The sequence below is a fragment of the Streptomyces sp. NPDC041968 genome (assembly GCF_055589025.1).
In genome coordinates, this window is record NZ_JBVJCB010000012.1 from 163,623 (window position 1) to 177,029 (window position 13,407).

Here is a 13,407-nt window from a genome sequence, read left to right on the forward strand (position 1 = left end):
CACGTCTCACGGAAACGCCAGCGCGTCCGGGCCGAGGGCCGGTACCAGTCCCTCGGCCGCCGCGCGCGTCAGCAGGCCGCGGATCGCCGCGTACCCGTCCTCGCCGAGGTCGGCCGTGAACTCGTTGACGTAGAGCCCGATGTGCTGGTCGGCGACGGCCGGGTCCATCTCCTGGGCGTGCGCCATGACGTAGGGCCGGGAGGCCTCCGGGTCGTCCCAGGCCGCCCGCACCGAGGCACGGACCGAGTCGGCCAGGTGCGTCAGCGTCCCCGCGCCGAGCGACCGCTTGGCGATGATCGCGCCGAGCGGGATGGGCAGCCCGGTGGTCTCCTCCCAGTGCTCGCCCATGTCGGCGAGCTTGTGCAGCCCGTAGTTCCGGTACGTGAAGCGCGCCTCGTGGATCACGAGTCCCGCGTCGACCTTCCCGTCCCGCACGGCCGGCATGATCTCGTGGAACGGCATCACCACGATCTCGCCGACCCCGCCCGGCACGGTGTCCGCCGCCCACAGCCGGAACAGCAGGTACGCCGTCGACGTCTCGCTCGGCACCGCGACCGTGCGCCCGCGGAGGTCGGCGTCCGCCTCCCGGGTCAGCACCAGCGGCCCGCAGCCCCGGCCCAGCGCACCGCCGCAGGGCAGCAGGGCGTACTCGTCGAGGACGTACGGCAGCACGGCGTACGACACCTTCAGCACGTCGAACTCACCGCGCTCGGCCATGCCGTTGGTGAGGTCGATGTCCGCGAACGTCACGTCGAGGGCGGGTGCCCCGGCGACGCGGCCGTGCGCGAGGGCGTCGAAGACGAAGGTGTCGTTCGGGCAGGGGGAGTAGGCGATCTGCAAGGTCTCAGCGCTCATGGGGGTTCCAACTCCTGAGGACGGGTGCGAGCTTCCCGAAGGCGTCCGTCAGCGCCGTCAGCGCCTCCGCGATGCGCCAGGCGGCGCGGTCGCGCGGGCCGACCGGATTGGAGACGGCGCGCAGTTCCAGCACGGGCACCCCGTGCGCGGTGGCGGCCTCGGCGACGCCGAAGCCCTCCATGGCCTCGGCCAGGGCCCGCGGGTGGCGGGCGCGCAGCAGTGCGGCGCGTTCGGCGGTGCCGGTGACGGTGGACCCGGTCAGGACGGTGCCGGTGCGGGCCCCGGTAGCGGCGGCGACGGCGCTCACGAGGCCGGCGGGCGGGTGGTGGGTGACGGTGCCGAAGCCGAGGTCGGTCACCGGCAGGAATCCGTCGGCGGTCTCGGCGCCCAGGTCGGCCGCGGTGATCTCGTCGGCGACGACGAGCGAGCCCACGGGCGCGTCCGGTGCGAAGCCGCCGCCGATCCCGGCCGAGACGACCAGGTCGTAGGGCGCGGAGTCGAGGGCCGCCGCGGTCAGGGCGGCGGCGGTCGACGCGGCGGCGAGGGCGGGGCCGACGCCGGCGGCCAGGAGGTCCCAGCCGCCCGGGAGCCGGTGCAGGACCGTGCCGGGCCGGGGCACCTGCACGGCCGCTTCGGGGCCCGTCTCCGGGAACGCCCGAGCCACCGCGTCCCGTTCGACGGGGACCGCGGTGGCCACGAGAACACGCACGGAGGACGTGGTCAGTCGTCCTTCTTCAGCTTGAAGGACCACAGACCGGTGGCCTCCTCGCTGGCGTCCTTGCCGTCGCCGGCCTTGATGGTGACGAGCGTCGAGTCGCCCTGGGCGCCGTACTGCTCGTTGAAGAAGACGCTGCCCGGCACCGTGCGGTAGGTGTTGTCCGTGTCGTCGGTCAGCTGCTGACCGTTCATCAGGATCGTCCAGCGCTGGTCGGCGACCTCCGGGTCCACACCGAAGCGCACCGTGTCGTCGGCGCCGACCGTGATGGACTTGACGTCGTCGTCCTGGAGGCACTTCTGGATCTCGGCGTTCTCCAGGGCCTTGTCGTGCCCGCCGCAGGTGGCCTCGGAGCTGACCGAGTCACTGCCGACCGTGACGGTGCCCATGGGCGTCGGCTTGTCACAGGCTGACAACAGGAGCAGTCCGGCGGATACGGCGCCGGCGGCGGCGACGGCGCGGCGGCGTCGCACTACGCCGTGTCCGATAGCGGCGGTGCCGCGGGGCAACGTGGTCATGGGCGAAGGCTATACGGCGCTTGTCGCCCGCTCCCCACCTGGGTACGGCGTGGCGTGGTCACGCCACCCTCGGCCGGGCCCGTCCCCCGCGCCGGGCCGAGCCGATCAGCCCCCGTACGGTCGTCAGCCACCCGGCGGCGATGATCGCCGCGGCCACCGACAGACCCAGCGTCCCGTTCAGCGGCAGCACGATCCCGACCGCCCCGCCGAACACCCAGGAGACCTGGAGCAGCGTCTCCGAGCGCGCGAACGCCGAGGTGCGGACCTGCTCGGGCACGTCCCGCTGGAGCAGCGCGTCCAGGGACAGCTTGGCCAGCGCCTGCGCGAACCCCGCCACCGCGGCCAGGCAGGCCACCAGGACGGTGCTGAAGAACACCGCGGCCGTGACCGCCGCGCCCAGCACCACCGCGACGACCGTCACGATGATGACCTCCGGCGCCCGCGAGCGCAGCCACGCCCCGACCGCCGTGCCCAGCGCGTTGCCCGCGCCCGCCGCCACGCCCACGATGCCCAGCGACACGGCCGCGCTCTGCCCGGACAGCGGGTGCACCCGCAGCAGGAAGGCCAGGAAGAAGATCAGGAAGCCGGTCAGGCAGCGGATCGCGGCGTTGGCGGCCAGCGCGTGCGTCACCGCCGGACCCACCGTGCGCAGCCCGGGGCGCTTGACCGGCTTGCGGTGCGGGCCGTGCAGGTGCCGCTCGTCCGCGGCGAGCAGCGCCCGGTCCTCGCCCCGCGCCGAGTCGACCTTCGGCGGCAGCGTGAACGACAGCACGGTCCCCGCGACGAAGATCACGAAAGCGCCGTACAGCGGCCAGCGCGGCCCGACCTGCTGGAGGCCGGCCGCGACCGGCGCGGCGACCCCGGTGGCCAGCAGCCCGCACAGCGTGACCCGCGAGTTGGCCTTCACCAGGGAGAAGCCGGGCGGCAGCAGCCGCGGCACGACGGCGCTTCTGACCACGCCGTACGCCTTCGAGGCGACCAGCACACCGAGCGCCGCCGGATACATCCCGATGCTCCCGCTGACCACCGCCCCCGAGAGCACCAGCGCGAGCAGCGCCCGGGCACCCATCGCGACGGCCATCGCGGCCCGGCGGCCGTGCGGCAGGCGGTCCAGCAGCGGCCCGATCACCGGCGCGAGGAGGGTGAAGGGGGCCATGGTGATGGCCAGGTAGAGCGCGACCCGGCCGCGCGCCTCGTCGGTGGGGACGGAGAAGAAGACGGTGGAGGCCAGGGCCACGGTGATCATGACGTCGCCGGCGCCGTTCACCCCGTGCAGCTCGATCAGCTTGCCGAGGCCGGACTCGCCGGCGCCGTGCGCGTGCGTCGCCTTGCGGATGCCGCGCGCGGTACCCGTCACCGGCAGGCGCAGCGCCCGGCCGACCGCACGGAACCGGGAGCCGGGGCCGCGCTCCCGGCTCCCGCCCTTGAACTCAGTCCGTGCGGCTGCCACCCCGTCATAGTGCCCCGAGAGCGGGGGCTATAGCGTCGATACGGCGCGGATGGCGGTGATCGAGTCGGGTGACACCACCGGGGAACGCGGTACCGTACACCGCCGAAACTCCCGTCGGTGTAGGCCCAGCGCACATGAGCAGGTAGCGTGCCTAGCGCGCCGTGGCGAACGCTCTCGGCCGCGCGCCTTACGGCCATCCCGCAGAATGGATGGAGTAGGTGTGCCCGAGCGCGATCGGGCGCGGACGTCGACGCGGTCCACAGGTCCGCTCCGTTCGCCCCTCGCAGGCAGCGGCGCACTCGTGAGACGGCGTATGGAGAGAAGCGATACCTGTGAGCGCAGCGACAACGCGAAGCCGCACCCCTGACCGTCTGTGCGCCGAGGCCGTCGACCTCGCCCGCGCCGCAGCCGAGGAGGCCGCCGCCCCCGGCGTCGTCGGCGAGCACGAGGGGACGGTGTCGGAGGGCGACCGGGTCGTCACCCACTTCTTCGCCTGCAAGGAACTCGGGTACCGCGGCTGGCGCTGGGCCGTGACCGTGGCCCGCGCCTCCCGCGCCAAGATCGTCACGGTGGACGAGGCGGTGCTGCTGCCCGGCCCCGACGCCCTCCTCGCGCCCGAGTGGGTGCCCTGGAGCGAGCGCCTGCGCCCCGGCGACATGGGCCCCGGCGACCTGCTGCCCACCGACGCCGAGGACCTGCGGCTGGAGCCCGGCTGGACCGGCGAGGACGAGCCGCCGCCCAACTCCGTCGTCTCCCACGAGATGGCCGACCTGGTCGAGGCCGAGGACGCCGAGGTCGCCGCCGGGCCCCCGGCCGAGCTGTCCACCGTCCCGGCCCGCGGCACGATCTCGGCGGTCGCCGAGGAACTGGGCCTGCGCCGCACCCGGGTCCTGTCCCGGTACGGGCTGCACGTCGCCGCCGACCGCTGGGAGGACTCCTACGGCCCGAAGACCCCGATGGCCCAGGCTGCCCCCGCCTCCTGCGTGAGCTGCGGCTTCCTGGCCCGCATCGGCGGCTCGCTGGGACAGGCCTTCGGCGTGTGCGCCAACGAGTTCTCCCCGGCGGACGGCCGGGTCGTGTCGCTGGCCTACGGGTGCGGGGGGCACTCCGAGGCGGCGGTGATGCCGAGGCCGCCGCAGCCGGCTCCGCCGGTGATCGACGAGACGCGGGTCGACCCGTTCCCGCTGCGCCCGGCGGCGGATTCCGGATCGGTCCCCCCGGCCGAGGACGAGGCGTCGGCGGACCTGGGGCACTCGTAGGGCGGCGGCCCCCCCCGGGGCTCCCGAGGGCCCCGGCCCGGCGTCCGGACCGGTGGGGCCGGGTCCTCGCGGTACCTTCGTGGCCCGTCGATGAGGAGAGTCACCGTGAGCATGTTCGTGCAGCCTGCCTCCGAGGGCGCCGATCCGTTCGGCACGGCACGTCTGCGGCGCGGGGTGCTGGACGCCTGGGCGACGAGCCCCGCCCGGTTCCGTGAGGACGCCAACGCGGAGGAGGATCTCGTCCTCGGCGGCTACCGCGACCGGCTGGTCGTCGAACTCGCGCAGAACGCCGCCGACGCCGCCGCCCGCGCCGGCGTGCCCGGCCGGCTCCGGCTCACCCTGCGCGACGGCGTCCTCGTCGCCGCCAACACCGGCGCCCCGCTGGACGCGACCGGCGTCGAGTCGCTGTCCACCCTGCGCGCCTCCGCCAAACGGGACGCCGGGGACAGCGCGGTCGGCCGGTTCGGTGTCGGCTTCGCCGCCGTCCTGGCCGTCACCGACGAGCCCGCCGTCGTGGGCCTGCACGGCGGGGTGCGCTGGTCCCTGGCCGAGGCGCGCGGCCTGGCCGCCGACACCGCCCTGCACAGCCCCGGCCTCGGCGACGAGGTCCGGCGGCGCGACGGGCACGTCCCGCTGCTGCGGCTGCCGTTCCCCGCCGAGGGCAGCGCCCCCGGCCCGTACGACACGGCCGTCATCCTCCCGCTGCGCGACACGGCCGCCGCCGACCTCGCTGAGCGGCTCCTGCACGCCGTGGACGACGCCCTGCTCCTCGCCCTGCCGGGTCTCGAGGAGGTCGTCGTCGAGGTGGCGGACGACGTGCGCACGCTCTCCCGCCGCACCGAGGGCCCGCTGACCGTCGTCGAGGACTCCCGGGAGGGCACCACCCGCTGGCGCACCGCCGCCGCGCACGGCCCGCTCACCCCCGACCTCCTCGCCGACCGGCCGGTCGAGGAGCGGCTGCGTCCGCACTGGTCGGTGACCTGGGCGGTGCCCGTGGACGCCGACGGCGCTCCCGCACGCCCCCGCACCAGCCCCGTCGTGCACGCCCCCACCCCGAGCGACGAGCCCCTGGGCGTGCCGGCCCTGCTCATCGCCTCCTTCCCGCTGGACTCCACCCGCCGGCACGCCGCGCGCGGCCCGCTGACGGACTTCCTGACGGAGCGGGCGGCGGACGCCTACGCCGGGCTGCTCGACGACTGGCGGCCGGTCGGCGCCGGCCTGATCGACCTGGTTCCCGGCCCGCTGGGCAAGGGCGAGCTGGACGGCGTGCTGCGGCAGGCGATCCTTCAGCGGCTGCCGCGCACCTCCTTCCTGCCGCCCGCCGTCGAGCCGCGCGAGGACGACCCCGACCTGCCCGAGTCCCTGCGGCCCCGCGACGCCGAGGTGGTCGAGGGCGCGGGCGCCGACACCGTGCGGGTCCTCGCGGAGGTGCTGCCGACGCTGCTGCCCGCCGGCCTGGAGCGCCGCGCGGAACTGCGCGCGCTGGGCGTGGCCCGGGTGCCGCTGACCGACGCGATCGACCGGCTGGCCGGGCTGGAGAAGGACCCTGGCTGGTGGCGGCGGCTCTACGACAGCCTCGCCGGGGTCGACCCGGACCGGCTGACGGGGTTGCCGGTGCCGCTCGCCGGGGGCACCTCCCAGGCTTTCGGCACTGGCGGAAGCCGGACGACCATCGGACCCCGGCAGGTGCTCCTGCCCTCCGCGGACGCCGCGTCCCTCGACCCCGAGGTCCTCACCCGTCTCGGCCTGAAGGTCGTCCACCCGGACGCCGCCCACGGGCTCCTGGAGAAGCTCGGCGCCCTCCCGGCCACCCCGCGAGCCGTGCTCACCACCCCGCAGGTACGGGCCGCCGTCGCCGCGTCCCTGGCGGACGAGGGCGGCGCGAACTGGGAGGAGGACACCCTCGACGCCGACGAACTGGCCGACACGGTCCTCGGCCTGGTCCGCGACGCCGGGCTCGACCCCGGGGACGAGCCCTGGCTCGGCGCGCTCGCCCTGCCCGACGAGGACGGCGAGTTGTCCCCGGCGTGCGAACTCGTCTTCCCCGGCGGCCCGTTCGCCGAGGTCATGCGCGCGGACGAACTCGCCGCCGTGGACGCGGAGCTGGCACGGAAGTGGGGGCCGGAGCCCCTGGCGGCCTGCGGCGTGCTCCACACCTTCGCCCTGGTGCGGGCGACCGACGTCGTGCTCGACCCCGACGAACTGGAGCCCCGCGAGGGCGACTTCGCCGAGCCGGACGACGCGGGCCTGCTGGACGCCGTGGACGTGTGGAGCGAGGACGTCCTCGACCGCTTCCCGGATTCCCCCGTGCCCCCGGTCGCCACCGAGATCGTCGCCGTGCGCGACCTGGACCTCGTGGACGACGACCGGTGGCCCGAGGCCCTCGCCCTGCTGTCGCGGCCGCCGCTGCGCGACGCGCTCGTGCAGCCCGTGCGCGTCCTCCTGCACGACGGCACGCACGAGGTCGTCCGGCCGTACACCGCGTGGTGGCTGCGCGGGCACCCGGTGCTCGGCGGGCGGCGCCCGGCGGGTCTGCGCGCGGCGGGCGGCGACCCGTTGCTGCGAGGCCTGTACGACGAGACCGACGCCACCGGTTTCGAGGACGAGCAGGTGCTGCGGGCGCTGGGCGTGCGCACGTCGGTCGCCGCCCTCCTCGACGAGCCCGGTGGCGGGGCCGAGCTGCTGGACCGCCTCGCCGACCCGGACCGTCCGGTCACGGCCGCCCAACTGCACGCCCTGTACGGCGCGCTGGCCGAGCTGGACCCGGAGCAGGTGACCCTCCCGGACGAGGTGCGGGCCGTGGTCGACGGACGCGTGGAGGTGGTGGACGCCGCCGACGCCGTGGTGGTCGACTCGCCGGACCTGCTGCCGTTCACGTCGGGTGTGCCGCTGCTGCCCGTGCGGCCGGCCCGTGCCGCCGAGCTGGCGGAGCTGTTCCAGGTGCGGCGGCTGAGCGAGTCGGTCACCGGCCGGGTGCACTCCGAGGGCGTCGAGCACGACGTGCCGGAGCCGGTGCGGGTGCTGCTGGGGGCGCGGACCCCGGCGTCGTACGTGGAGCACGAGGAGCTGGTCGTCGACGGCGTGGAGGTCGACTGGCGGCTGGCGGACGACGGCACGCTGCACGCGGCGACCCTGGAGGGCGTCGCCGCGGGGCTCGCCTGGGCGGCGGGGCAGTGGCCGCGGCGGTTCGAGGTGGCGGCGCTGCTGGAGGACGAGTCGCGCACGGAGGAACTGGCCCGGGACCGCTGGTTCGACTGAGGTAGCTCCGAGAACAGGTGAACGGTCGAGGGGGAAACGTCCTCGGTGCGCTCTTGTGAGCGCACCGAGGACGTCCAGGGGCGAGATGCTCACGCTTTTCGGGAAGACCTCACATCGGAAGCCGCCGGTCGACCCACCGCCACGCCAGCTCCAGCACGCCCGCCGCCACCGCCGCGATGCCGACGGCGGCCCACGGCATCGTCACGCCCACCAGCTTCAGCGCGAAGAAGTCCTGGAGCCACGGCACCGCCAGCACCACCAGGAAGCCCGCGCCCATCGCCGCCACCAGCACCACGCGCCACCAGGTGTAGGGGCGGGCGATGATCGCCAGCACCCACATCGAGATCAGGAACAGGGTCAGTGTCGCCACGCTGGTCTCCGCGTCCAGCGCCCCCGGCCCGGAGTAGTGCTGCCGGGCCACGAGGTACGTCACGAAGGTCGCCGTGGCGGCCACCACCCCGCCCGGGACGGCGTAGCGCATCACCCGCCGCACGAAGTGGGGCTTGGCCCGCTCCTTGTTCGGGGCGAGCGCCAGGAAGAAGGCCGGGACGCCGATGGTCAGCGTGGAGAGCAGGGTGAGGTGCCGGGGCAGGAACGGGTACTCGACCTGGGAGCAGACCACCAGGATCGCCAGCAGCACCGAGTAGACGGTCTTCACCAGGAACAGGGTCGCGACCCGGGTGATGTTGCCGATGACCCGGCGGCCCTCGGCCACCACCGACGGCAGCGTGGCGAAGCTGTTGTTGAGCAGCACGATCTGCGCGACGGCCCGGGTGGCCTCCGAGCCCGAGCCCATCGCCACCCCGATGTCGGCGTCCTTCAGCGCCAGGACGTCGTTGACCCCGTCGCCGGTCATCGCGACCGTGTGGCCGCGTGACTGGAGGGCGCCCACCATGTCCCGCTTCTGCTGCGGGGTGACCCGCCCGAAGACCGTGCCCTCGTCGAGCGCCCCGGCCATCTCCTCCCGTCCGGCGGGCAGCCGGCGCGCGTCGACGGTGGTGCCGGACAGCCCCAGCTTGGCGGCGACCGCCCCGACCGACACCGCGTTGTCGCCGGAGATGACCTTGGCGCGGACGTCCTGGTCGGCGAAGTAGCGCAGGGTGTCGGCGGCGTCCGGACGCAGCCGCTGCTCCAGGACGACCAGGGCGACGGGCGTGGCGCCCTCGGCCACCTCGGGGTCGTCGAGCGCGCGGACGGCGCGGGCGAGCAGCAGGACCCGCAGCCCCCGCTCGTTGAGCCGCACCGTCTCGGCGAGGGCCGGGGCGTCCTCGGCGAGCAGCACGTCGGGTGCACCCAGCAGCCAGGTGCCGGAGGTTCTGTCGCCCTCGCCGAAGGTGGCGCCGCTGTACTTGCGGGCGGAGGAGAACGGCAGCGACTCCGTGCAGCGCCACTCCTCGGCGGGTTCGGCGGCCGGGTAGGTGTCGATGATCGCCTGAAGGGACGCGTTCGGGCGCGGGTCGGACGCGCCGAGGGCGCCGAGCACCGTGCGCACGTACCGCTCGTCGGCGCCGTCGAGGGTGCGCAGCTCGGTGACGTCCATGCCGCCCTCGGTGAGGGTGCCGGTCTTGTCCAGGCAGACGGTGTCGACGCGGGCCAGGCCCTCGATGGCGGGCAGTTCCTGGACGAGGCACTGCTTGCGGCCGAGCCGGATCACGCCGATCGCGAAGGCGACGGAGGTGAGCAGGACCAGGCCCTCCGGCACCATGGGCACGATGCCGCCGACCGTCCGCGCGATCGAGTCGTCCAGCGCGTCGTCCTTGGCGAGCAGCTGGCTGAGGATCAGGCCGGTCGCGGTCGGGACCATCATCCAGGTGACGTACTTCAGGATGGTGGAGATGCCGGAGCGCAGTTCGGACTGGACCAGGGTGAAACGGGAGGCCTCCTCGGCGAGCTGCGCGGCGTACGCCTCCCGCCCGACCTTCGTCGCCTGGAACGCGCCGCCGCCGGCGACCACGAAGCTGCCGGACATGACCTGGTCCCCCGGCTGCTTGACGACCGGGTCGGCCTCGCCGGTCAGCAGCGACTCGTCGATCTCCAGCCCGTCCGCCTCGACGCACACCCCGTCGACGACGACCTTGTCCCCGGGCCCGATCTCGATGACGTCGTCGAGCACGATCTCCGAGGTGCCGATCTCGGCCGCCGCCCCGTCCCGCCGCACGGTCGGCCGTGCTTCGCCGATGACGGCCAGGGAGTCGAGGGTCTTCTTCGCCCGCCACTCCTGGATGATCCCGATGCCGGTGTTGGCGAGGATCACGAAGCCGAAGAGGCTGTCCTGGATCGGCGCCACGAACAGCATGATCACCCAGAGCACGCCGATGATGGCGTTGAAGCGGGTGAAGACGTTGGCGCGGACGATGTCGGTCAGCGAGCGGCTGCTGCGCACCGGCACGTCGTTGACCTGACCGCGCGCGACCCGTTCGGCGACACCGGCCGCCGTCAGCCCGGTGGCCGGTGTGGGGGCGTGGACGGAGTGCGCGGGGGCGAGTCCCTCGTCCGCGTCGAGATGCGTCATGCGTTCGACGGTACGTGCCGTTTTGGGGCGCCACCCGCCGAATGCGCGGAAGATCCGACCGGGGGAGGAGGGGCACGCCGCCGAGTGGTGCCGTAGTACTACGAGGCCGCCACGAGACCCGTACCGCGGACCGCCCGGGTGCGGGTCAGGCGGCGTCCCGCTCGGCCCGCCGGAGCGCGGCGTCGCGCTTGCGCACGTACCAGATGCCGATCAGTCCGAGCCCGGCTCCGGCCAGGCAGGTCCACACCCACCAGGCGTGGCCGCGCTCGTCGAACCAGCCGTAGAAGGGAAGCTGCACGAGGAAGAGGACGAACCAGAGGACGGTGCCGCCGACGACGGTCGGGACGACGGGGCCCTCCAGGGGTGGCGGCGCCTCGTGCGTGGGTGTCCACTTCTTCATGCGTACAGCTTACGAGGAGGGCACCGGACGGGTGACGGCGCGGCGCCACCGGGGTCTACGCGCGGAGATAGCGATCCGTGCCTCATACCTTCATACTGAATTCGTTTGTCTCTGACCACTTTCATTCGTAGGAAACACCAATAAGGCCGTGGGGGAACCTGTTGGTGATGAGGTCCACGCATGCCCACCTCGGCCTCCGCCAAGGTCCCCCCGTCCCCCGGGTCGCCCGAAGACCGGCAGCCCCCGCAGAACGCGCTCGACCGCTACTTCAGGATCTCCGAGCGCGGCAGCACGCTGCCGCGCGAGATCCGCGGCGGTCTGGCCACCTTCTTCGCGATGGCCTACATCATCGTGCTGAACCCGATCATCCTGGGCAGCGCGAAGGACATGTACGGCCACCAGCTCGACAACGGTCAGCTGGTCACCGCGACCGCGCTGACGGCGGCGTTCACCACGCTCCTGATGGGTGTCATCGGCAACGTGCCCATCGCCCTGGCCGCCGGCCTCGGCGTGAACTCCGTGGTCGCCCTCCAGCTCGCCCCGCGGATGTCCTGGCCGGACGCCATGGGCATGGTGGTGCTGGCCGGATTCGTCGTGATGCTGCTGGTCGCCACCGGCCTGCGCGAGCGCGTGATGAACGCCGTGCCCTACGGCCTGCGCAAGGCCATCGCCATCGGTATCGGCCTGTTCATCATGCTGATCGGGCTCGTCGACTCCGGGTTCGTGACCCGGATGCCGGACGCCGCCCAGACCACCGTCCCGCTCCAGCTGGGCACCGGCGGTCACCTGCTGGGCTGGCCGGTGCTGGTCTTCGCCCTCGGGGTGCTGCTCACCCTGGCCCTGATCGTCCGCAGGACGCCCGGTGCGATCCTGATCTCCATCGTGGTGATGACCGTCGTCGCGATGATCATCAACGCGATCGCCGACATCCCCTCCTGGGGTCTGACCACCCCGGAGTGGCCCGGCAACCCCGTCGCCACCCCCGACTTCGGTCTGGTCGGTGAGGTCAGCCTGTTCGGCGGCTTCGAGAAGGTCGGCGTGCTGACCGGCGTGCTGTTCGTCTTCACCGTCCTGCTCTCGTGCTTCTTCGACGCGATGGGCACGATCATGGCCGTCGGCGACGAGGCGAAGCTGACCGACGGCGAGGGCCAGATGCCGGGCATCAACAAGGTCCTGTTCGTCGACGGCATCGCGGTCGCCGCGGGCGGCGCCAGCTCCGCGTCGGCGACGACCTGCTTCGTGGAGTCCACGGCGGGCGTCGGCGAGGGCGCGCGCACCGGCTTCGCGAACATCGTCAGCGGCGCGCTCTTCGCCGTCGCCCTGTTCCTCACGCCGGTCGCCACGATGGTGCCGTCCCAGGCGGCCACCCCGGCACTGGTCGCGGTCGGCTTCCTCATCCTGGCCGGCTCCATCAGGGAGATCGACTGGAGCGACTTCACCATCGCCGTCCCGGCCTTCGTGACGATGCTGATGATGCCGTTCAGCTACTCGATCACCAACGGCATCGGCATGGGCTTCATCACCTTCTCGGTGCTGCGCCTGGCGGCCGGACGGGGCCGGGAGGTGCCGGTCACCATGTACGCGGTGTCGGCGGTCTTCGCCTTCTACTACCTGATGCCGGCCCTGGGTCTCACCTGACCGGTGGGGTTCAGGTGACCCCGTAGAACCGTTCCGTCTCCTCCACGGCGGACTGGAACCGCTCGTCGAAGTCATCCCGAATGAGCGTCCGGACGACATAGTCCTGGACGCTCATTCCCCTTTTCGCCGCATGGTCCCGGAGCCGGTCGAGCAGCTCCCCGTCCATCCGCAGGCTGAGCACGCTGGTCCCCATGCGGACGAGGGTCGCCCTCGTCGGCCGGGTGATGCTCCGATTTCCGTACACGGCTCACTCGTACGGGTGAACTGCCGGTTTCAGTGGCGGGTGTCACGGGCACGCGGGCGGTTGTGCGGTGGTACTTCGCCAGACTAATGAGTTACGCTAAGGAACATGCCGGACCTCAAGCATGGCGACGACGCCGCCGCCGTGAACTCCCTGCGCTCCGCCGTGATGCGGCTGTCCCGTCGCCTCAAGCACCAGCGGGTCGACGAGTCGCTCAGCCCCACCGAGATGTCGGTGCTCGGCACCCTGTCCAACTGCGGCAGTGCGACCCCGGGCGAGCTCGCCCGCAAGGAACACGTCCAGCCGCCCTCGATGACCCGCATCGTGGCGCTGCTGGAGGCCAAGGGACTGGTCCGGCTGGAGCCGCATCCGGAGGACCGGCGCCAGAAGGTCGTGACGCAGACCGAGCAGGCCGTGGTCATGCTCGAGGAGAGCCGCCGCAAGCGGAACGCGTTCCTGGCCACGCTGGTCGAGGGCCTCGACGAGGACGAGTGGGCGAAACTGCGCGCCGCCGCCCCCGTGCTGGAGAAGCTCGCCCACCTGTAAGCGGCGCAGACGAGG

General features: G+C 73.3%; 11 protein-coding genes. 4 read left to right on the forward strand and 7 right to left on the reverse strand.

Annotation, left to right across the window (positions count from 1 at the left end; all coding sequences use genetic code 11):
• Nucleotides 1-6: 6 nt before the first annotated feature.
• From ACZ6EG_RS27490 to ACZ6EG_RS27505, 4 genes are read right to left on the reverse strand one after another with little or no spacing between them, the layout of a single operon-like run.
• The gene (locus tag ACZ6EG_RS27490; RefSeq protein ID WP_361015619.1) at nucleotides 7-855 is read right to left on the reverse strand and encodes a 1,4-dihydroxy-6-naphthoate synthase; all 849 of its coding nucleotides are present in this window, start codon (nucleotides 853-855) and stop codon (nucleotides 7-9) included.
• Nucleotides 845-1,564 (reverse strand): futalosine hydrolase, encoded by a 720-nt coding sequence (locus ACZ6EG_RS27495; protein WP_469608422.1) that lies wholly within the window; start codon nucleotides 1,562-1,564, stop codon nucleotides 845-847. The genes ACZ6EG_RS27490 and ACZ6EG_RS27495 overlap by 11 nt, the downstream gene beginning before the upstream one ends.
• An 11-nt stretch (nucleotides 1,565-1,575) precedes the next feature.
• The gene (locus tag ACZ6EG_RS27500) at nucleotides 1,576-2,088 is read right to left on the reverse strand and encodes a DUF2771 domain-containing protein (RefSeq protein ID WP_356608406.1); all 513 of its coding nucleotides are present in this window, start codon (nucleotides 2,086-2,088) and stop codon (nucleotides 1,576-1,578) included.
• A 58-nt stretch (nucleotides 2,089-2,146) separates the two neighbouring features.
• Entirely contained in the window at nucleotides 2,147-3,538 is a 1,392-nt protein-coding gene (locus tag ACZ6EG_RS27505; RefSeq protein WP_391971240.1) for an MFS transporter, read from the reverse strand.
• A gap of 332 nt (nucleotides 3,539-3,870) precedes the next feature.
• Here ACZ6EG_RS27505 and ACZ6EG_RS27510 point away from each other — a divergent pair, with 332 nt between their 5' ends.
• Together ACZ6EG_RS27510 and ACZ6EG_RS27515 are read left to right on the forward strand one after the other, a co-directional pair.
• Complete coding sequence (locus ACZ6EG_RS27510; protein ID WP_391971239.1) at nucleotides 3,871-4,797, forward strand: DUF3027 domain-containing protein; 927 nt, start codon at nucleotides 3,871-3,873, stop codon at nucleotides 4,795-4,797.
• Between the two features lie 105 nt (nucleotides 4,798-4,902).
• Complete coding sequence (locus ACZ6EG_RS27515) at nucleotides 4,903-8,055, forward strand: sacsin N-terminal ATP-binding-like domain-containing protein (protein WP_469608427.1); 3,153 nt, start codon at nucleotides 4,903-4,905, stop codon at nucleotides 8,053-8,055.
• A 109-nt stretch (nucleotides 8,056-8,164) separates the two neighbouring features.
• Here ACZ6EG_RS27515 and ACZ6EG_RS27520 read toward each other — a convergent pair whose 3' ends face one another.
• Both ACZ6EG_RS27520 and ACZ6EG_RS27525 read right to left on the reverse strand, forming a co-directional pair.
• The gene (locus tag ACZ6EG_RS27520) at nucleotides 8,165-10,567 is read right to left on the reverse strand and encodes an HAD-IC family P-type ATPase (RefSeq protein ID WP_391971237.1); all 2,403 of its coding nucleotides are present in this window, start codon (nucleotides 10,565-10,567) and stop codon (nucleotides 8,165-8,167) included.
• A 145-nt stretch (nucleotides 10,568-10,712) separates the two neighbouring features.
• Complete coding sequence (locus tag ACZ6EG_RS27525; protein WP_356608396.1) at nucleotides 10,713-10,967, reverse strand: DUF2530 domain-containing protein; 255 nt, start codon at nucleotides 10,965-10,967, stop codon at nucleotides 10,713-10,715.
• A 180-nt stretch (nucleotides 10,968-11,147) separates the two neighbouring features.
• On the opposite strand from ACZ6EG_RS27525, the gene ACZ6EG_RS27530 reads away from it, so the two are divergent.
• Entirely contained in the window at nucleotides 11,148-12,605 is a 1,458-nt protein-coding gene (locus tag ACZ6EG_RS27530; protein ID WP_391971236.1) for an NCS2 family permease, read from the forward strand.
• 10 nt (nucleotides 12,606-12,615) lie between these two features.
• On the opposite strand, the gene ACZ6EG_RS27535 is transcribed toward ACZ6EG_RS27530, so the two are convergent.
• Nucleotides 12,616-12,798, reverse strand: coding sequence for a hypothetical protein (locus ACZ6EG_RS27535; RefSeq protein ID WP_053142536.1), 183 nt, complete (start codon nucleotides 12,796-12,798; stop codon nucleotides 12,616-12,618).
• Nucleotides 12,799-12,954: 156 nt separating this feature from the next.
• Between ACZ6EG_RS27535 and ACZ6EG_RS27540 the strand changes: the two genes are divergently transcribed.
• Nucleotides 12,955-13,392: a MarR family winged helix-turn-helix transcriptional regulator gene (locus ACZ6EG_RS27540; RefSeq protein WP_217139705.1), complete on the forward strand. Its 438-nt coding sequence runs from the start codon at nucleotides 12,955-12,957 to the stop codon at nucleotides 13,390-13,392.
• Nucleotides 13,393-13,407: the final 15 nt, after the last annotated feature.